Source organism: Tropicimonas sp. TH_r6, from assembly GCF_033101155.1.
Lineage (GTDB): Bacteria > Pseudomonadota > Alphaproteobacteria > Rhodobacterales > Rhodobacteraceae > Tropicimonas.
On record NZ_JAWMPX010000012.1, the window covers coordinates 23170 to 42902 of the forward strand.

The following is a 19733-nucleotide window of genomic DNA, read 5'->3' on the forward strand; positions in this document are numbered from 1 at the left end:
ATGAAAAACATCCTCGATTACACCTGCGCATCGCGCTTTGCGGCCAATCACATGCTGCTTCTGCTGACCCTGATCCTGACGGCGGGTTTCTGTTTTGCCGGCTACAACAAGGCGACGCAGTTCTGGATGATGATCTTTGCCTTCGATGGCTACGGGTTGCCGATCTGGTTCATGTCCTTCCTCGGCATGGCGGAGCTCTCGGGCGCGATATCGCTCTATCTCAAACGCTGGGCACTGCTCGGCTCCGTGGGCCTGTGCGTGGTGTTGACCGGCGCCTCCTCCATCCACATCCTCAATGGTGACCCGATCGAGATCGGCGGCATGGCCTGGATCATGACCCCGATGATGTACCTGGTCACCTTCTACCATTTCCGCGCAACCCAGACGGAGATGGAGGCGGCCAGCCTGGCCGCCTGAACCGCCGGATCACAGGTGATGCCTTCGAGCCGTTCTTGCTCTACGCCGAACCCACCTTCCATTTTCACTTCGCCGAAAAGCTGGCGCAGATCATCGAGAAAGCCGCCGAATGACCGAGGAAACTGTCCCGGGGAGTCCCGCCCAGCCGAGCGGCACTCGCCTCTCCAAGCCGGAATTCGTCGCCATGATGGCGCTGCTCATGGCCATCGTTGCCTTCTCGACCGACGCCATGCTGCCCGCCTTTCCGGAGATCGCCGGCACGCTCTCCCCCGGCGCGCCCAACCGGGTGCAGCTGATGGTCACCTTCTTCCTGCTCGGTATGGGGATCGGAACGATCTTCGCCGGGCCGATCTCGGATGCCTGGGGGCGCAAGCCGGTCATCCTCGGCGGAACGGCCCTCTACATCGCCGGGGCGGCGGTCTGCTGGCAAGCGGACAGTCTTGACGTGCTTCTGGCGGGGCGGATCCTCCAGGGGCTTGGCGCCGCCGCACCCCGGACGGTTTCCATGGCCATGATGCGCGACCTTTATTCCGGCCGGCAAATGGCCCAGATCGGCTCGCTGATCATGATGATCTTCGCCATATTCCCGGCCATTGCGCCGACCTTCGGCGCACAGGTCATCGCGCTGGCAGGCTGGCGGGCGATCTTCATCACCTTCGTTCTCGTGGCCAGCACGGGCGCCCTGTGGCTCTGGATCCGCCAGTCCGAAACCTTGCCCGAAACGCGCCGCACCCCGCTTCGGCCGAAATCGCTCTGGAAGAACACGCGCAAGATCCTTTCGATGCGGGTCGTCCTCATCGCCATCACGGTGCAGTCACTGGCCCTTGGCACGCTCTTCGCCATGCTCTCCTCGGTGCAGCAGATCTTCGACATAACCTATGGACGCGGAGAGTATTTCCACTTCTGGTTTGCCGGCATCGCCATCCTTGCCGGTTCCTCCGGCGTGCTCAACGCGGCCTACGTGAACAAGCTCGGCATGCGCTTCATCATTCGCTCGGTCCTGATCGGGCAGATCTGCCTGTCTTCCGTCAGCCTCCTGCTGCTCTGGAGCGGCGCGCTGTTGTCCAATGCCTCGTTCGTCGTCTTCCTCGTCTTCTCGCTCGGGGTGTTCTTCCAGAACGGCCTGATCATGGGGAACTCGACGGCTCTGGCCATGGAGCCCCTCGGCCATCTCGCAGGACTTGCCTCCTCGGCCATGGGCGCCATCGGGACGATCGTTGCTGTCCTGATCGCAATTCCCATCGGACAGGCTTTCAATGGAACGGCCATCCCCATGGTCACCGGGGCGCTCGTTCTGGCCTGTCTGTCCCGTCTCGCCATGAGGTCCATGCCCGAGCGGGCATAGGCGTGGCTTCGTCGGGGGGAGAAGGCCAAAGTCGATGCCTGCTTGCGGATGCAGTGGCGTCTCGGGGTTCGGTCGCAAGGTTGCTTGGTCCTTGCCCGTCGCAACGGAACACTCCATGTCCCCGCGCTTGCGCATCCACTCGACCCTCCGAGCATAAACAACCCCAGCCTCGTTTGTCCGGGCGATCTTCCGTGCGGTCCGGTCGAGACGTGTGACACCAGGACAGGCTTCGAGATCGGAGACGGTTTCGCGCACGCGGGACGGGGGAATGCCGATCTGCCTGGCGGTCACCCGAAAAGAACCACGACCCATGCAATGACGGCAAGGTGATCGAGATGGTCGATCATTGTTCGGTCTGCCGGAACTATGACTTCAGATATGCGTCAATTATTAAAACAATAATTCTCGCATAGGTTTGTCTTCGAAACGACAAGGAGCGGTGAGATGGAGAGCCGAGCAGTGTTCCGGACCGAGAAGGCCAGCCAGTATATCGCCTCGCTGTGCCAGCATTTCGGCCGCAAGGTTCCCGCGAAGACCGACGGCGCCACGGGCCGGATCGAGTTCCCCTTCGGGCAATGTTCGCTGAAGGCCGATGCTGGAGCGTTGGAGTTGACGGTCGCGGCTGATGACCGGGCCGATCTGGAAAAGGCTGCCGAGGTCGTTGGCAGTCACCTGGAACGGTTCGCCTTCCGCGAGAACCCCGAAATCACCTGGCACACAGCCGAGGCCCCGACAGCAACCCGCTAAGCTCTGGCGGCCGCAAGGACGGTCGCCAAATACCCCAGATCCCAAGGAGTCTCCCATGAACACCCGTACCCTTTTTCTGATGACCTCCGCGTCGATTGCTTTTGCCACCCTGGCCCTGGCCGCCGAGACCGCCCCGGTTGAGCACGCGGTGGTCGCGCGCCTTGAAGGCACCCCGGTTGCAACTGCGCTCGACCCGCTTGTCGCCGCCCCACGCGATGGCGCGATCACCGAAAACATCCTGTCGGTGTCCGAACGGATCCTGACCCCCGGCAACCCGATGCTGAAATACAGCAGCGTGCAGCCGGTCGGCGCGACGGGTTTCAGCTCCTGGCAGCTTGCCAGCGACGAAGGCGGCGCAGCGCATGAGCAGACCGCTCCCAACCCGCTGACCTACCTGACCTCGGGCATTGCCTCCAACCTCTACACCAGCCTGCAACGCGCCGTTGAGGTGACGGGGCTCCCGGTCGATGACATTAAGGTCGAGGTCGAGGTGTTCTACCGCTACGACGCGCCCTTCACCGCCGACTGGGCCGGCTTCACGGACAAGGTTGTCGCCAACATCCTGATTGACAGCGACGCGCCGGTCGAAGACCTCGAAACGGTGAAGGCAATGGCGCTGCGTGGCTGGACCGCTGGCGAGGGCATTGGCGGCGACACCGAGATCGACGTTGCCCTCGCCGTGAACGGCGCGCATTGGGGCGCGCGGGGGGCGACGCCCGGAGCTGTCTCCGACCCTGTCTCGCTCGACAACGGCGCGACGCTGTCGCGGAAAATCCCGTTTCCGGCACCGGAGAGCTTCGACTTGGGGGAAGACCTGCCGATGGACGGGTTTACCGGCTCCACGGATGCCATCGCGTTTTCGGTCGTGGCCATCGTGGACTCTGCCGGTGATACCGATCACCCATATCTCCAGCGGATCAACGCCCGGGCCTTGCAGCAGGGCTATACCGGTTGGGAGCTCTTTGCGGATGACAGCTATGGTGTGGGGCGCACGGATGTTGCGCCGACTTCGCTCGACTACCTGACCGCCGGCACCTCGCTCTGCCTGATGTCGCAACTGACCGGCGTTCCTATGGCGCTGCAGCTCGATATCGCGGATTTCCGGGTCGAGCATCTTTTCTCCTACCGGCAGGACGGCTTCATGACCGTCGACATGGCGGGTTTCACCGATGACGTGCAGACGCGGGTCGTGGTGAACAGCACCGAGCCGCAGGAGGCGCTGGAGCAGTATTTCAACGTCTCCCTGAGAGCTTGCTTTGCCGGCGAAGCCTTCGACAACGAAACGCCGATTGAAACCGGCCTCTACGTGAACGGCGCGCAGGTCGATTGACCCCGCAACGCGAACCGAAAAGACCAAACGAGGATAAAGAGATGACCACCCCGATCCCGACGACGAAAATGCAGGTACAGGCAGCGCTTTCCGACGGGATGCGTGTCGATGCCACTCTGCGAGACCACGCATTCGTTATTGACGAGCCGAAGCAGGCCGGTGGCACCGACCAGGGCCCGAGCCCGACCGAGTTGGTACTTGCTGCGCTCGCGGCCTGCGTCAGCATGGTCCTGCGGGTCGCCGCAGTGAAACACGAGATCGCCGTTGCGTCCGTCGATGCGGATGCGGTCGCGAAATTCGACCTTCGCGGCGTGATGTTCAAGGAAGCTGTCGCCGTGCCCTTCCAGGAGATCACCCTGTCGCTGCGCGTGACCGGCAGCGTGGACGATGCGCAATTGGCACTGCTCAAGCAGGCCGTTCATGACTACTGCCCGATCCACCAACTCTTCACACAGGCCGGAACACGGATCCTGGAGGAGTGGCAGGTCACCGCCGGCTGACATCGTCGCGCGCCGGGGGCCCGGCGCACACGAACCGCTCCCCTCGCCATTTTCGACATTGTCGCGACAAGACACAGAACAGGACCCTCCCGATGCCGATCCTTCACACTGACAATCCTGACATAACCTCGCTCAAGGGCTTGCATCTTTATCACGCCGGCATGTCGAACTGCGCCATGCGGGTTCGGTTGGCGCTGGAGGAAAAAGGGCTCGAATGGACCTCACACGAGGTCGATCTCGGCCACCAGGAGAACCTCGAACCCTGGTACCTGGCGATCAACCCCAAGGGGCTGGTGCCTGCGATCGTGCATGATGGCGTGCCGGTGACCGAGTCCAACGATATCCTGCGCTATCTGGAAGAAAACTTCTCCGAGCCCGCGCTCACCTCCTCCGACCCGGCGCTTGCAGCCGAGGCGTGGGAATGGCTCGACCTTGCGGCGTCGTTGCACATGAAGGCCATAAAGACCTGGGTCTATGGCACCACCGGTGGGGCCTCGAAGAAGCGGTCGGACATGGATCGCTACGGCGATATCCAGCCGGACAAGTCACTGGTCGCGTTCCACGAAAAGTCGCTCGACGGCTTCACGGTGCAGGAGATCGAAACCGCGCGCCAGATGCTGGTCGATGTGTTCGACCGTATGGAAGCCCGGCTCAAGGATCACAGCTTTCTCGTGGGAAACGAGCAGAGCATCGCCGACATCGCCTGGGTGCCACAATACGTGCTGCTTGGCATGCTCGGTTTCGATTTCAGCCCCTGGCCCGGCATCGTTGCCTGGGCGACGAACCAGCAGAAACGCCCGGCCTATCAGAGCGCCGTCACTGCCTGGTTGCCGAAGATCCCCGGTTGGGCGTTGCGCAAGGGCATCCAGGCCATGCGTCTCTGGCGCAAGCTCAAGGCCGGCCTTTCGGCGCGCAGGAGCCGGCCCGTTTCCTGAGCCGGAGAAGCGCGGATCCACCGATATGTCGTGACACAGCAGGCCGGCCCTTCTCGGGTCGGCCTCGCGCGGTTGGGGGCATGGCGTTCGCCAGACAGTCAAGGACGGTTCTGTTTTTGGGAACAGTGACTTCCGCAATGAGCGGATACCTGGATCAATGGCGCATCTCTAACTTGCCTTTGAAAGGGTGGATCTTTCCGCTTCCGCAATGGTCACAACGCTCAAAGGAACAAGACAAAGAAAACCGGCCTCTCTACTGTATCTGCCTTCGCAATCGTTCTGGTGCCGGTGGAGCAGGAGCCACCCACTTCATCCGGTTTGGAGAAGCAGCGGCGCTCAGATGCTTTTTCGTTGCGGAGGCGCTGAAGAACCTGATCGGCAATGCCTTGAAACATGGCGGGAAAGCGTTGTCGCTTATCGTGGTTCGAACCGAAAGGGTTGGGGATATGGCGCATGTTACCGTGGATGACGATGGGCGCGGATTGTCCCCGGAGGTGTCCAAGATCGCGTTCAGCCGCTTTTCACAGGTTGAACCATCTGACGGAAGCGGACTGGGCCTCGCAATCGCCTCGTCGGTCGCGGAGCGGCACGGCGGCGTCCTGATAGTCAACTCATCTGCCAACGGAGCAAGCCTTACCATTGGCCTGCCCGTCACGGAAGACCGATAGCAAAATGGAAAGCACACGCTGCGTAGACTCGGCCGCGCGGGGCGGTTGGCGCATTCGAAATTTTACGACAAGTATTTACGCAACGAGCCCAACCTGTCGTACATCCAGAAAAATGCGGAAGAGTTCGAGGCACTGATGGCGGCGACCGGTGCCTCCTCGATCCACATCCTGAACGGAGACCCGTTCGAGATCGGCGGAATGGCCTGGATCATGACCTCGATGATGTACCTCGTCACCTACTACCATTTCCGCGTGACCCAGACGGAGATGGAAACAGACGCCGCGCCCGTAGCGGTCTGAACCGACGGATCGCAGGGCGCGCAGTAAAAGCGCGCCCTATATTGGTGATAGGCCCCAAAAGGGGCCTTTTGCCGTCTTATCAAGCGCCCAGCCCGGCGAACTTCACCCCGCTCAGCTCCGCCATATCGCGTTTCCAGGTGGTGATGTCGTCGTGGTGGAAATCCGAAAGGCTGGAATGGCCGCAAGCACGGGCGAGGACCTGGATGAGTTCGACACTGGCCCCGAAGTAGCGGGCGAGCCTCTCCGCCCCGGTCTGGACATCGAGCCGTTTGCGCAGCTCCGGCTTCTGGGTCGCGATACCGACCGGGCAGTTGTTGGAGTTGCACATGCGCGCGGCGATACACCCGACGGCCTGCATGGCGGAGTTGGACACCGCGACGGCATCCGCGCCGAGCGCCATTGCCTTCGCGAAATCCTCCGCCACGCGCAGCCCGCCAGTGATAACAAGCGTCACCTCGCGACCTGTCCTTGCATCCAGGTGCCTGCGGGCCCGCGCCAGTGCCGGGATGGTTGGCACCGAGATATGGTCGCGGAAAATCAGCGGCGCCGCCCCCGTGCCGCCACCACGGCCATCCAGGATGATGTAATCGGCCCCGACCTCCAGCGCGAAGTCGATATCCTCCTCGATATGGTTGGCCGAAAGCTTGAAGCCGACAGGGATGCCGCCGGAGATCTCGCGCACCTCGTCGGCGACCTTCCGAAAGTCGGCAGGGGTGTCCAGGTCCGGAAAGGTCGCGGGGGAAATGGCGCTCTGCCCTGGTTCAAGCCCGCGCACCTCGGCGATCTTGCCCTGCACTTTGTCACCGGGGAGGTGGCCGCCGGTGCCGGTCTTGGCGCCCTGGCCACCCTTGAAGTGAAAGGCCTGCACGCGGGCCACCAGCTCTGGCTTCCAGCCGAACCTCGCGGATGCCAGTTCATAGAAATACCGCGAGTTCTCCGCCTGCTCCTCGGCCAGCATCCCACCTTCGCCCGAGCAGATGCCGGTTCCGGCCAACTCGGCCCCACGGGCGAGGGCGGTCTTGGCCTCCTCCGACAGCGCACCAAAGCTCATGTCGGAGACAAAGAGCGGGATGTCGAGCTGCAGCGGATTTGCGGCACGCGGGCCGATGGTGACAGACGTGGCAACTTGCACGTCATCAAGCAGCGGCTTGCGCGCCATCTGCGCGGGCAGGATCTGGATGTCGTCCCAATGCGGCAGGTCCTTGCGCGGCACGCCCATCGCGCCCATCTCGCCATGGTGGCCGAGTTTCGACAACCCATCGCGGGCCAGTTCATGGATGCGGGCGACGGTCGGCTCCTCCGGCGTGGCAACGGCCGCCGGCACGTCCGATTTCGGTTCCGGCGCCGAGTCGCCCGCTTCGAAATCGCCAAGACTCGCATGGGTGCCGTCACAGAAGGGTGCGTTGGCACTGGCCTTGCACTGGCAGAGCGCGGCGGCGCCGTCTTTTTCGGCGGTGAACTTCATCGGTGCGAGGCCGGTCCCCGCGTGAGAGCCGTCACAGAAGGGCTGGTTCTTCGACATGCCACAGCGGCACCAGTAATACTCCTTGCCCGCTTCAAGCTCGACCTTCTTGGGAAACTTGGCGGAAATGATCGGAGGGGTCTGGCTCATCTGGCTATCCCTTTTCTTGGATGGCTGGTTTGAAAGACGGGTCGGGGTCAAAAACACTCGGAGTCACGATGCACGGCTCCGTTTCCGAGGCAAGCCTCTTCAGGCCGACGCCAGCAGCCGTTCGACATGTGCCGGGCCGGTGGGGCGAATGCCGCTCGGGTTCAGCGCCTTGATGGCGTAGTAGCCACGGGTGATGTGGTCCAGGTTCACGGTATCGGCCACGCCCGGCAGGCGCAGGATGCGCTCCATATAGGCCGAAAGCCGAGGATAGTCGGCGATCTGGCGGCGGTTGGTCTTGAAGAGGCCGTGATAGGCGGCGTCAAAGCGGATCAGGGTCACGAAGGCGCGGATATCGGTTTCCGTGAGGCGGTCGCCGACCAGATAGTCGCCGGTCAAACGCGCCTCCAATTCGTCGAGCATGGCGAAGACACCGTCCACGGCCTCTTCATAGGCCTCTTGCGTGGTGGCAAAACCGGCGCGGTAGACGCCATTGTTGAGCTCCTCGTAGAGGCGCTTGTTCAGCGCGTCGATCCCGGGCGCGAGGTTTTCGGGATGCAGTCGGATATAGGAGGGAGCGATCCCTTCGAAAGCCGTATCCAGCATTCGCAGGATATCGGCGCTTTCGTTGTTCACCATCACGTTGCATTTCGTGTCCCAGAGGACCGGCACCGTGGCGCGCCCGGTATAGTCCGGATCTGCGTGGGTGTAGATCTCATGCAGATGGCCAGCGCCGAAGAGCGGGTCGTCTTCGGCACCAGGATAGCCCCCGAAGGCCCAGCCTTCTTGCGTCATGACCGGGTTCAGCACGGTGACCGGGAGGATCTCTTCCAGCCCCTTGAGCTTGCGTGCGATCAGTGTGCGCGAGGCCCATGGGCAGATCAGCGCGACATAGAGGCGGTAGCGCCCGGCCTCCGCCGCGAAGCCGCCTTCACCGGTTGGGCCGGGGCGGCCATCGGGCGTGACCCAGTTGCGAAAGCCGGAGACCTGCCGGACGAACCGGCCCATTTCATCCGCGTTCTGGACCGGGTGCCAGGCATCGGCCCATTTGCCGTTCACAAGCATAGGGTGTCCTTTCTCAGGTGTGGAAGACGAAGGAGCGCATGGAAACAGACCCGAGGTCGAAACCGTTCGTCATGAAGGCCAGCCTGTCGCGTTCGTCAGAGGCGCCGGCAATGGTCAGGGCCGGCAGGTAGTGGTCGACAGACGGATGTGCCTGGTGCAGCAGGCTGCCCATGCCCTTGCGATCGGCCAGCGCTGCGAAATCGCGGTCGGTCAGTCGGTCGGCGAAGCGTGTATCGAACTCCAGCGCAAATTCGGGTGGCGTCTTGCTCCGGCTGAGCGCGCCGAGATTATGCACGATATTGCCGGACCCGAGGATCAGCACGCCCCGGTCGCGCAGCTCTGACAGCGTCTTGCCGATATCGAGGTGCCAGTCGAAATCCCGGCTCATGTCGATGGAAAGTTGGAAGACCGGCACATCGGCATCCGGGTAGAGATGCTTCAGCACTGTCCAGGCGCCGTGATCCAGGCCCCAGGTCTCGTCCTCCTGCGCATGGTGGCTGGACAGCAGGGCCACCACGTCGCGCGCAAGCGCCGGATTGCCCATCGCGGTGTAATCCTGATCGAAGAGCTGCTGCGGGAAGCCGTAGAAATCGTGAATGATGCGGGGCATAGCTGACACATCGACCAGCGTCGTGCCGCGGGTCATCCAATGCGCGGAGACGACGAGGATCGCCTGCGGGCGCGGCAGGGTTCGGCCGAGATCGGACCAGCTGCGGGCATAGACACTGTCTTCGATGGCGTTCATCGGGTTGCCATGGCCGAGGAAAACGACGGGCATCCGGTCGGACGCCCGCAGGCGATCGCGCAGGGATTGCAGGGATTGGGAAACGCTCATCGGAAAGCTCCTTTGGAGGTGGCGCCGCCCGAAGACGGCGCCGATTGATCAGGCGAACTGGCCGAGAGCGCGGTCGACGACCGGCAGTTTCAGCGCAAAGGCGCCATTGCCGAGCAGGGCAAGCGAGGCCTGGGCAGCGGCCCAGAAAAGCGGGAATTCCCAGCCGCCGCCTTCATTGGAGAAGAGCCAGCCGGCGCCGGAATGGGCCCAGACCGCGCCAAGCAGCACTGGCAGGACGGCCAGCGAGACGAGCCGGGTGGCGATACCGAGGATCAGCGCGGTGCCCCCGCCAATCTCGGCGAGGATGGTCAGGTAGGCGAAGATGCCGGGCAGGCCGAGGCTTTCGAAGAAGCTGATCGTGCCGGGGAGTGTGAAGACCAGCAGCTTGAGCAGCCCGTGGGCGAGAAAGGCGGTGCCGGTGGCAATGCGCAGGGCAAGCGCGGCGTAGGGGGCGGTGGTCTGATCGATCATTGGATTGGTTCCTGTTTCGGCTGCCCGACCGCGACTGCGGCGGGGTTGGATTTTGCGTCTGAGGAGACGTTAGGCCTTGCAGGACTTCAACAAAATGGCGTCTTTATTGAATGACTGCCCACATTACGTTCCAAATAAAGGCGTACCCCAATGGACCTTGTCGATGGTTTGAAAGCTTTCGTCGCCACCGCCCAGACCGGCTCCTTTACCGCAGCTGCGGAACAGTTGGGGATCTCCAACCGTCTGACCTCGAAATATGTCGGTGCGCTGGAGGCGCATCTCGGTGTGCGGCTGTTCCAGCGCACGACGCGCAAGGTCGGTCTGACCGCGGCGGGTGAGGACCTAATGGCGCGGGCCCCGGCCCTGATGGACGAGTTGGACGACATGCTGGCCGGGGTGACCGAGGACAGCCGTGGTTTCACCGGAACCATTCGCGTCTCTGCGCCCGTGACCTTCGGAGAGACCTATGTGAACGGAATGCTCGGCCGCTTCGCCGCGCGTCACCCAGCCCTGACAATCGACCTGCGCGTGACCGACAGCTTCTCCGACCTCGCCACCGAGGGGATCGACCTCGCCTTCCGCATCGGCAGGACAGAGACGCTCTCTGTCAAGGCGCGCAGGCTCGGCAGTTTCCAGATCCATGTAGCAGCCAGCCCGGAGTACCTCGCCAAACACGGCCGTCCGGAGAGACCTGCGGACCTCGCTGGCCATGTCTGTATCCTCGATACCAACCGCCGGTCACCGACACGGTGGGTCTTTGGCCGGGACGGGGAGGAAACGGCCGTCACGGTTTCCGGAAATCTCAGGGTGAACTCGGCCCGGGCGGCCTGCGAACTCGCGGCCGCCGGTCAAGGCATCACCTACAGCCCGAAATTCGCCCTGTGCGACGCGATCGAGGCGGGGAGGCTGGTTCCATTGCTGGAGGGCTTTGTCGGTGAAACAAGCCCGATCTCGGCGGTCTATCTCGAAGGGCGAACGCTTCCGCGCAAACTCCGCACGCTGATCGACTTTGCGCAGGACGACATCAAATCGGCAGGCATTCTCTGACCGGCCGCCTGCGTGGTGGCCTCACAAGGAGCGGCGCATATCCTTTGGCGAGACGCCGAAATGGTTGTGGAACGAGCGCGTGAAGGACGAATGCGAGGCGAAGCCGCAGCGGTAGGCGATCTCTCCCATCGAGAGCCTGGGCTGCGCATCCGCCGCCAGCAGATCCCTGGCCTTCTCCAGCCGAAGCTGGCGCACCGTCTGCATGAGCGATTGGCCCGAGGCGTTGAAGATCCGGTGCAGGTAGCTTTCGGACAAGCCGCTAAGCCCGGAAATCAGGCCCGGGCTCAGCTCTGCGTTGCCGATATTCTCCTGGATGATCCTCTGGATCCTCAAGCGATGCGCGAAACGAACGCTGGTCTCGTCGGAAACGGGGACGCAATCCTCCTTCTCGACGGCAAGGGCCAGCAGTTCGAGGATGTGTTTCTCGATCAGCCGCGCGGAGTCCGGATCGACCTCCTGGCTTGCTCCTGCGGCCGTCAATTGCTCCAGCATGCAGCTGAGCATCGACATCTTGAAGGATGAGGCCCTGTCGTGGAACAGGATGACCTCCGGCGTATTGGGAATATAGTTGGACAACACCTCGGTGGGGATCATCAACTGGGTGGCGACGAAATCGCCGGGAACGGAAAAGACATTCCCCTTGGGGCTGGAGGAAAACAGCATGTCCCCGGCGCGAACATTCGTCTTCGTACTCCCCTTGGTCAGCGTGCCTTCGCCCTTGTGGACGATATTCAGCGCGTGGAACGATCCGTCGAGAAGCTCGGAATAGCCGGATTTGCGCCGGATCTCCTGCCCTTTGAAGCGAACCTTGTTCAGTCGCAGATTACCGACCTGGTGGCTTTCGACCGTGGCGTCGAAGGCCGTCTTTGACACGGCTGATACATTGGCAGGCCCCCAGAAGTGGGAGAAATACTTCTGCCAACTGGCCATGCGATAGTCCCGGGCGATATTTCCCGCGTCATAGAGGGTATGAGGGCCCTCCTCCCCCGAGCGCGGCTCGCGGTAAGTCATTGAGGCTGTCCTGTTCGCTGTCCCGGCCAGGCAAGGCTGGGTGTCCCTGCGGGGACTCTACCATCCCGGTACGAAGGCGGCCTTGACTCATGTCAACTGGGTGACGTTGGGGGAGGCGCCTTGCCCTTTTTTGTGTGCCGCTGTGTATCTCGGGAAAAGAATGAATGCAGCGGAGGAAAAATTCTCCGCGGGCCCTGCCGGTAGGATCACGCAAGAACATCCCTGCGAACTGAGACCCGACGGAGCCCGCCCATGCCCACCGACATCCCGGACCGCGATGCAGCACCCGCTGCTCGTCCCCCGATCTTCTCCAGAATTGTCCTCCCGGTTCTTGGCATGATCGCCGTGATCGCGATCGCCTTCTCCTGGCTCGTGTTTCCCTACACGATGAGCGGCGACGACATGCTCTACGAGACGGGATCGACGGTGAAGAGCGACCGGGTGAATGCACAAGGCAACCTGACACGCTACCTGTCCCGGCTGGTGCTGGTTCCCGGCGGCACCTCGGTCAAGGCGCTCTACGCGCCGGATGAATACTTCGAGTTCTCCAGCCGCGGTTCGGCCATGGAGGAATTCCGGCCGGACCAGAATTTCGTCTTCTTCATCTGGGAAGACGTGCATACCGAAGACCTGCCGAAGGGGCTGCCGAGTGCCTATCTGGACATCGGCGGCGAATACTACTTCCCCGAGACAACCGAAGGGCCGGAGGTGGCCGAGCATCACAGGCTGACCATCGTCAGTTTCTCCCGGTTCGACGAGGCTGGGCGGCCCATCACCGGCGAAGGTGCCGACGAGATGAAACTGGTGGTCGCACATGAGTGGCTGCGCTCTGGCGAAGGGCTGGACAACCAGGTTTCGGTCGCGTTCGGGTGGCCCTTCCCGTTGGAGATCCCCGAAGAATTGCGTTCGCGCGATACGTTCACAACGGCGATGCTGTTCTCGCTTTCAGCGGGACTCCTTGCGGCGGTGCTCACGCCTTGCCTGCTGCAACTGGCGGTGATCTTTCTCGCCACATTGGGGGGGCTGACGGCACAGGAGGCCGCCAATTCCACCAGCATCTCTCCCGAAGTGCGGCGCAAGGTCTTCTGGGCCGCGGGCGGGTTCGTGATCGGCTATGTCCTGCTGTTCACTGCCTCCGGCGCCCTGATCGGTGCAATGGGCAAGGAGGCGCAGCTCTGGTTTGCGGTCTATTCGCGCCCCGTGGCCATCGGGTCAGGGTTCATTGTCATCGCTTTCGGCTTGTGGATGGGGATCCGGGCGCGCGCGCCGATGATGTGCCGCATTCCCGGCTCGGGCCTGATCGAGAAGATGAAGGCGCGCGGGCCGGTGGGGGCGATTATCGTGTCGATCGCCTTTTCGCTCGGCTGCATGTCCTGCTTTGGCGGCGCGATCATCGGAACGCTATTCATCTATGTCGGCGCCTTGGGGAGCCCGTCGGCCGGCGCGGCCGTGATGGGGCTCTTCGCCGCCGGCGTCGCCGTGCCCTTCATGCTGGCCGCACTGTTCTTCACCAGGATGCAGCCGCTCTTCGCACTGGTCTCGCGGCATTCGAAATCCATCGGGCTGGTCGGGTCTCTGGTGATGATCCTGTTCGGCATTGCGCTCATCACCGACAACTTCCACACGCTCAGCGACGCCGTCTATCCCTATCTGGGACTGTCCTGAGGCAGCACGTCTCCAAACAAAAAGCCCTGCGACATCTCTCGTCGCAGGGCCTTCTTTCATTCGCAGACCATCTCAGAACTTGCCGGAATTGCCCCATTGATCCCGCGGCAGGATCCCCTCGGCATTGTCCCAATGCTCGGCGATCTTTCCATCCGCGACACGGTAGATATCGAACACGGCGATATCCTTGCCACCTGCATGGCGCTTGCCATAGGTCACGACGAAATCGCCCGCACCGATCAGGTTGAACAGCATCTCGTAGCGTCCCGCCGCCTCGGAGGCCAACCAGTCGGCAAGCCCTTCGCGCCCGGCGCCGATGCTCGGCGCGCGCTGAACAAGATCCTCTGCGACGAACTCGGCGAGCTTGTCGTGATTGCCCTCCTGCAGAACCTGCTTGGTGTATTCGCGCACAAGCGCCTTGTTCGCCTCGGTATCGACGGAGCTGTCGATCTCGACCGTACCCCGCACCATGTTTTCGCCCGAGGCGGTCTCGGCCACATAGGGCGCGATCGTGTCCCAATGCTCCAGCACAAGCCCATCGGGATCGGCATAGAACATGTCGGTCGTCACCCATTGCGCCGCCCCGTCATTGAGCGACTGGTAGGCATTGCAGAACACCCAGGCGCCGTCCTGAAAGCTGCGGACAATCTCGATCTCGCGCTTCGGGTTGCGCTCCACGAAGGGTTCGAAAAAGGCGAGGAAGCCCTCGGCCCCGTCGCCAACTCCGGTCGAATGTTGCGTGTAACGGTGCCCGGTGTACTTGTAGACGGCCTCGCGGGCCTTGCCGCCCGCGATCCCCTCAAGATACAGATTTCGGACGTTCTCCAATGCTTTGCCCATTGCGCGAACCTTCTTTGCTTGGGTGAGGTGTCAGGACATGCGACCTTGGCCGGAAAGCTGTCGGCCAAGGTCTAACATGATATTCACGGATCGTCCGAGGCTTGTCTCAGGTCGCCTCGTCGATCAGCTTGCGCAGCTTTGCCACGGCCGCATCGTGGCTTTCGCCGAAGGAGATCATGCCGGCATAGCGGTTGTCCCGATCCATCAGGTAGACGGAGGCCGTGTGGTCGATGGTGTAGTCGCTCGCCTCCTCCGGATCGACAACCTTCTTGGCATAGACACGGTACGCCCTGACAATCTCGTCGATCCGGTCCTGCGGGCCATAGAGGCCGACCAGCTCGTCGAAAAACGCGTCGACATAATAGGCCAGCGTTTCCTGGTCATCGCGCCCGGCATCGACCGAGACAAAGACGTAGTGGAGCTTGTCCTTGTCCTGGCCAAGCTCCTCAACCCAGCCGACCATCTCCGCAAGCGTGGTCGGGCAGATATCGGGGCAGAACGTGTAGCCGAAGAAAATCACCAGCGGCTTGTCGGAAAAATTCGCCTGGGTGGCCGCCTGTCCAAGATGGGTGGTCAGGGCGAAATCACCGCCAATGCGGGGAAGCGCGGGGGCCTCCTGTGCCTGGGCGGTGGCCGATGCCATCAGCGAGAACGCGGCCAGCAGCGGCCAGAGGGGTTTCAGAAAGGTCATGGCGTTCAATGGGTCATATGTTTCGCCGGGGCCTTTGCGCCGACCGAGCCGACCTCGACATCGATGCTCACCTTGCCGGCCTTGCGGAATTCCAGCTCGACGGGGATCACCTGACCCTCCTTCAGCGGCGCGTGCAGGTTGATGAACATGACGTGGTAGCTGCCGGGTTTCAGCTCCAGCGTGCCTTCGCGCGGCACGTCGATTGTCTCGACCTTGCGCATGCGCATCACCTCGCCATCCTTGATATGGGTGTGCAATTCGGTGCGCTCGGAGACATCCGCGGAGGCGCCGATGAGCGTGTCCGCACAGCCGATATTGGCGATGGTCATGAAGCCGCCGCCAGCCTTGGCCATGCCGGCCGAGGCGCGGGCGAAAGCGCCGGAAATGGTCAGCGCGCCATGCTCGACATCGGCGGCGAGACCGGGTGTGGCGAGGCATGCGACGAGGGACGCCGCGAGAGCGAGGGTTTTCATGGGGTTACCTCCCGAGGGTGGGTTTCAGAAACTGAGTTGCTTTTCGGATTGCTCGATGGCGTCGAGCACGTCGTAACCGTTGACGATGGCCACACCGTCGATGAGCTGGCCTTCCTCGACAGACTGGACCGACAGGCACATCTGGCAGATCGAGACGGTCACACCGTCCTCGATGACCATGCCGAGCATCTCCTGCGGGGTCTTGCCATAGCCGGCAAAGGGCGCGGTCTCCACGCCCCTGGTGGCGAATTTGAGCGCCTCTCCGATAACAAGCACATGCACCGAGCGCCCCTTGCCGCGGAAGGTCCGGGCCAGGTGCAGCGCCGCGCCGGCCTCGTTCACCTCACCGCTGGTGAGCGTGAAGAAAAAGGAGGGGGCTGCGTCCTCCGCATGGCTCGGAAGCGACCCGGCGGCCAGGAGGGCTGCGCCAACCAGGGCGTTGCGGAGGGTTTCAGTGACAAATCGCATTGACGACTCCCATTTTCGTTCCCCGGACATCTTCCAGCCCGGTATTGATCAGCGCCTGCACCTTGTTCTGGCGGACCGAGATCTGGGCGATCTGCCCGGTGGAGGGGATGGCCGCGAGCAGGGTCTCCATGTCGGAGGTGACAAGCCCGTCATCGGTCGGGCCGGGAAGCTCGATGCTGTCGAGTTGCTTGAGCGTCATGAGGTCGACAACCGCCATGGTTCCACCGTCTCGCGGCATCACATAGGCGCGGGTGTCGAAGAAGCCGGTGTTGATCGCCTGTGCGGCGATGCCGGTCTCTATCTTAGTGACGACGTCCAACGTCAGCATGTCGATGACGTTGAAATCGCGGGAAAGCTCGTTCGCCACAAGCAGGTAGGCGCCGTCATTTGTGGCGTAGGGCCGGACCGGAGCGTCGCCGACAGGGATCGAGCGGGTGATCCTGTAGCTGTCCAGGTCGATGACAAGCACGCGGTCTTCGCTGCCGACGGCAATGAAACCGGTGTGACCATCGAGCGAGCGGGTAACGGCGGAGATGTCGCGTGTGCCCGCTTTCAGTGTCAGGTCCGCGACGCCGACGATCTTGCCCGCTTCGAGGTTGATCGCGAGGAGCTGGTTCCGCTCGCCCTCGACAACGAGGATGTCATGGCCGGAGGCGGAGAAGGCGATCCTGGCGCCGGGCTGGAAGCCAGCGTTCTGATAGATCGGCCGGATGTTTTCGAGATCGAAGACAAGCAGCTCGCCTTCAGCGCCGACAAAGGCCGCGAACTGGTCTTCCGGGCCGAGGATCGACTGGACCGGCGTGAAGCCGATCGCGAAACCGGGGGCGAGGCTCAGGTCCTTGAGAAAGACCGGCGTGACGGCGTTGTTCTCGGGATCGTTGACAAAAAGCATGTCGAGCATCTTCGACACCAGGATATCCCCGACCTTGTGGGGGAAATCGATCTCCGCGACCTTGGTCTGGTTATGGGTGTCGATGGCGACGACCTTTTGCGCGTCGAAGCTGCGGGCAAAGGCAAAGCGGTAGTCGTCGCGCAGATCCGTGAGCTGTTGCGGCGAGGCTTCGGCCATCAGGAAATAGCCGGCAACAGAGGCTGCAAGAATACCGGTGAAGGATAGCAGGAGGCGGGCGGGTTTCATCTGTCTGCTCCGTGCAGGGATGACATGAGAAGGGGGCGGGATGGGACGACCGGGTGCCGCCCCATCCCTTGTCCGAGGGAGGTCTCAGTACAGCAACGGCTTGCCCTTGGCGGGGTGGATGTCGCTGTGGAAGTTGCCCTGGTCGCGGACGACACGCAGGTTGGCGTTCTCGTCGGCGGTGGCCCAGACGAGGCCGTGGGCGTCGCCATTGCCGGGCATGTCCATCACCGTCTTCAACTCGTAGGTCGCGGCGTCATAGACATAGATCCGGCCTTCGCCATTCGAGGTCGCCCAGATCTCCTTGCCGTTCGGGGCAAGCAGGACGTGGTCGGTCATGTAGCCGGTCATCAGCGTGTGCTTCGGCCAGCCGGTATTGGCGTCGAGCACCGTCAGCGTGCGCCCGAAGAGGCCCGTGGTCTCGCCCTTGTTGGCCACCCAGACCTCGGTCTCGTCCGCGTTCAGCGTGGCGCCATAGGGGCCGGTGCCGACCGCGTTGGCCCAGACCAGCTCGCCGGTGTCCAGCTTGACCTTGGAGATGTTGCCGGTGGCGCCGGCGGGGATGTACATGTGCTCCTTCTTGGAATCGATGGCGATCCAGTCGCCACGATGGCCGGGATAGGTGTATTCATGCACGACTTCCCAGGTTTCGGGGTCGATCTTGGCAACCCAGAAGTCCCGCAAGGTGGTCAGCTTGCCGACCTTGGTCATCACGCCGCCCATGTAGCCGGTATGGGTCAGCGACATCGGATCGTAGCCCACGGGTTCCATCAGCACGTAGATGAACTCGTTGTCGGTCCAGGCCGTGTAGGCCGCACCGCCCAGATCGACGTTGCGCACGCCGCCGATCACGCTGTCGGTCTCCGGATCGTACAGGAACACGTCCAGCCCGTTTTCGGCGGTCGAGAAGGTGTCGATCAGCAGGTAGCGATCCTGGAACAGCTGCCCGTGGTGGACACGGCCGCCGATATCGACCTGGGCCACTGGGCGCAGGGTTGCGGCCTCGACCTTGATGAGGGTCGCAGGCGCCGACATCAGCTCAAGCACTGCCGCCATCGACGAGGCTGCCGCAGGGCCGTCGGCCATCGCGTCGAGGCTGAGTTCCTCGTGGTCATGCGTATAGGACATGACCTGCCCGTATTTGCCGCCGGAGATATAGATATACTTGCCGTCGGCGGTGGCGAAGGTGGAGTGGATCGTGCCCTTCATCTCTGCAGGCAGTTCGCGGCTGGCGATGACTTTGTGAGTCTCGGCATCGCCGATTGTCACACGCGGTTTCACAGCCTGGAAGTCTACCAGATCGGCCGAGCCGGGGTGTTTGTCGATTCCGGTGTTCTCGTAGAAATAGGTCTTGCCCGGTTCGGGCCTGAAAACCACGTCTTCCGCCGGCCAATCCCAGGTTTCCAGAACCTTGCTGTCATAGGTCTGCTTCAGCGACCCTTCCTTGGCGCGCCGTTCCCATGTCTCCTCGGTCTCCCAGGGGGAGATCTCCATGATCGCTTCGTCGCGGGAGGTCAGGGTGAAGCCTTCCAGGGTCGATTTGGCCGAGAAGGTTTCGAGCGTGGCATGGAACTCCGCCATCCGTTCCTCGTGCAGCTCCTCCTTGGCCAGCCCGTTGGTCAGGAACATGGCGATGGCGAGGTAGTCGCGCTTCTCGGGATTCAACTCGTTGACGAAAGGCGCCATGCGCGGCACCGTCTTGAAGGCGATCGACACGTCCAGAGGCGTGCGCGCCTTGGCATTCAGCGCCGGGCCAGCATCGCCGTCCCCGACTTCGCCGTGGCAGTTCACGCAACCGCCGTCTTCAAAATAGATCTGCTCGCCACGGGCCAGCAGATCGTCGATGGAATCGCCCATACCGCCCATGTCGGCCATGGTGTCGGACGCGGCTGCGGGCAGCGCACCGATGCCGGCAAGGGTTGTTGCGAGGAGTACACCCCGTTTCATGCTTAACGCCATTTTTTCCTGTTTCCTTTGCGTTTGGCGGCGGTTCCAAGAGCCTGGCTGGCAGCTTTGGCGCCGCCTTGTCCGAGGTGGATCAGCACTGCAGGCCGTGTCCCTTGCCTGCCTGGTCTCCTCGTAAGTTCCCGGAAATCCGTGACCGGAGCCTACCCAAGCCGCAGCGGCGATTTTTGTCAGTCTCTACACGGAAGTTTTACGCGCAGCCGCTTGGAGCGGGCG

At 62.6% G+C, this 19733-nt stretch carries 21 protein-coding genes; 10 read left to right on the forward strand and 11 right to left on the reverse strand.

The genetic code is table 11. The annotated features are described in order from the left end of the window. The 8 genes from R3X27_RS12945 to R3X27_RS12980 all read left to right on the forward strand — a co-directional run bounded on the left by R3X27_RS12945 (position 1) and on the right by R3X27_RS12980 (position 6242). A complete protein-coding gene (locus R3X27_RS12945) occupies positions 1-417 on the forward strand; it encodes a DoxX family protein (RefSeq protein WP_317709282.1) in 417 nt (138 codons plus the stop codon). Between the two features lie 109 nt (positions 418-526). Then, positions 527-1762 carry a multidrug effflux MFS transporter gene (locus R3X27_RS12950; RefSeq protein ID WP_317709283.1) on the forward strand — a complete coding sequence of 412 codons (1236 nt, stop codon included), beginning with the start codon at positions 527-529 and terminating at the stop codon, positions 1760-1762. A gap of 444 nt (positions 1763-2206) precedes the next feature. Next, a complete protein-coding gene (locus tag R3X27_RS12955) occupies positions 2207-2509 on the forward strand; it encodes a DUF2218 domain-containing protein (protein ID WP_317709284.1) in 303 nt (100 codons plus the stop codon). A 55-nt stretch (positions 2510-2564) separates the two neighbouring features. Then, complete coding sequence (locus R3X27_RS12960) at positions 2565-3839, forward strand: hypothetical protein (protein WP_317709285.1); 1275 nt, start codon at positions 2565-2567, stop codon at positions 3837-3839. A gap of 41 nt (positions 3840-3880) precedes the next feature. Continuing rightward, positions 3881-4339, forward strand: a complete 459-nt coding sequence (locus tag R3X27_RS12965) for an OsmC family protein (RefSeq protein ID WP_317709286.1) — start codon at positions 3881-3883, stop codon at positions 4337-4339. Positions 4340-4431: 92 nt separating this feature from the next. Then, entirely contained in the window at positions 4432-5274 is an 843-nt protein-coding gene (locus R3X27_RS12970) for a glutathione S-transferase family protein (RefSeq protein WP_317709287.1), read from the forward strand. Positions 5275-5411: 137 nt separating this feature from the next. Further along, positions 5412-5942: a sensor histidine kinase gene (locus R3X27_RS12975; protein WP_317709288.1), complete on the forward strand. Its 531-nt coding sequence runs from the start codon at positions 5412-5414 to the stop codon at positions 5940-5942. A gap of 135 nt (positions 5943-6077) precedes the next feature. Beyond that, entirely contained in the window at positions 6078-6242 is a 165-nt protein-coding gene (locus tag R3X27_RS12980) for a hypothetical protein (protein ID WP_317709289.1), read from the forward strand. Between the two features lie 79 nt (positions 6243-6321). Here the strand turns inward: R3X27_RS12980 and R3X27_RS12985 are convergent, their stop codons facing one another. The 4 genes from R3X27_RS12985 to R3X27_RS13000 all read right to left on the reverse strand — a co-directional run bounded on the left by R3X27_RS12985 (position 6322) and on the right by R3X27_RS13000 (position 10222). After that, the gene (locus tag R3X27_RS12985; RefSeq protein ID WP_317709290.1) at positions 6322-7854 is read right to left on the reverse strand and encodes a glutamate synthase-related protein; all 1533 of its coding nucleotides are present in this window, start codon (positions 7852-7854) and stop codon (positions 6322-6324) included. A 99-nt stretch (positions 7855-7953) separates the two neighbouring features. After that, a complete protein-coding gene (locus R3X27_RS12990; protein ID WP_317709291.1) occupies positions 7954-8916 on the reverse strand; it encodes a glutathione S-transferase family protein in 963 nt (320 codons plus the stop codon). A gap of 13 nt (positions 8917-8929) precedes the next feature. Further along, entirely contained in the window at positions 8930-9751 is an 822-nt protein-coding gene (gene ygiD, locus R3X27_RS12995; RefSeq protein WP_317709292.1) for a 4,5-DOPA dioxygenase extradiol, read from the reverse strand. 48 nt (positions 9752-9799) lie between these two features. Beyond that, complete coding sequence (locus R3X27_RS13000) at positions 9800-10222, reverse strand: DoxX family protein (protein ID WP_317709293.1); 423 nt, start codon at positions 10220-10222, stop codon at positions 9800-9802. A gap of 150 nt (positions 10223-10372) precedes the next feature. Between R3X27_RS13000 and R3X27_RS13005 the strand changes: the two genes are divergently transcribed. Further along, positions 10373-11269, forward strand: a complete 897-nt coding sequence (locus tag R3X27_RS13005) for a LysR family transcriptional regulator (protein ID WP_317709294.1) — start codon at positions 10373-10375, stop codon at positions 11267-11269. A gap of 21 nt (positions 11270-11290) precedes the next feature. Here the strand turns inward: R3X27_RS13005 and R3X27_RS13010 are convergent, their stop codons facing one another. Beyond that, positions 11291-12280 carry an AraC family transcriptional regulator gene (locus R3X27_RS13010; RefSeq protein WP_317709295.1) on the reverse strand — a complete coding sequence of 330 codons (990 nt, stop codon included), beginning with the start codon at positions 12278-12280 and terminating at the stop codon, positions 11291-11293. A 252-nt stretch (positions 12281-12532) separates the two neighbouring features. On the opposite strand from R3X27_RS13010, the gene R3X27_RS13015 reads away from it, so the two are divergent. Next, positions 12533-13945, forward strand: coding sequence for a cytochrome c biogenesis CcdA family protein (locus R3X27_RS13015; protein WP_317709296.1), 1413 nt, complete (start codon positions 12533-12535; stop codon positions 13943-13945). Between the two features lie 72 nt (positions 13946-14017). Here R3X27_RS13015 and R3X27_RS13020 read toward each other — a convergent pair whose 3' ends face one another. The 6 genes from R3X27_RS13020 to R3X27_RS13045 all read right to left on the reverse strand — a co-directional run bounded on the left by R3X27_RS13020 (position 14018) and on the right by R3X27_RS13045 (position 19499). Next, positions 14018-14785 (reverse strand): nuclear transport factor 2 family protein, encoded by a 768-nt coding sequence (locus R3X27_RS13020; RefSeq protein WP_317709297.1) that lies wholly within the window; start codon positions 14783-14785, stop codon positions 14018-14020. A 106-nt stretch (positions 14786-14891) separates the two neighbouring features. Next, positions 14892-15476, reverse strand: a complete 585-nt coding sequence (locus R3X27_RS13025) for an SCO family protein (RefSeq protein WP_317709298.1) — start codon at positions 15474-15476, stop codon at positions 14892-14894. A gap of 5 nt (positions 15477-15481) precedes the next feature. Next, entirely contained in the window at positions 15482-15949 is a 468-nt protein-coding gene (locus R3X27_RS13030; protein WP_317709299.1) for a copper chaperone PCu(A)C, read from the reverse strand. 24 nt (positions 15950-15973) lie between these two features. After that, the gene (locus R3X27_RS13035; RefSeq protein WP_317709300.1) at positions 15974-16417 is read right to left on the reverse strand and encodes a DsrE family protein; all 444 of its coding nucleotides are present in this window, start codon (positions 16415-16417) and stop codon (positions 15974-15976) included. Next, entirely contained in the window at positions 16401-17555 is a 1155-nt protein-coding gene (locus R3X27_RS13040; RefSeq protein ID WP_317709301.1) for a hypothetical protein, read from the reverse strand. Before R3X27_RS13040 ends, R3X27_RS13035 begins: the two co-directional genes overlap by 17 nt. A gap of 84 nt (positions 17556-17639) precedes the next feature. After that, positions 17640-19499 (reverse strand): hypothetical protein, encoded by a 1860-nt coding sequence (locus R3X27_RS13045; protein ID WP_317709302.1) that lies wholly within the window; start codon positions 19497-19499, stop codon positions 17640-17642. Positions 19500-19733 lie beyond the last annotated feature (234 nt).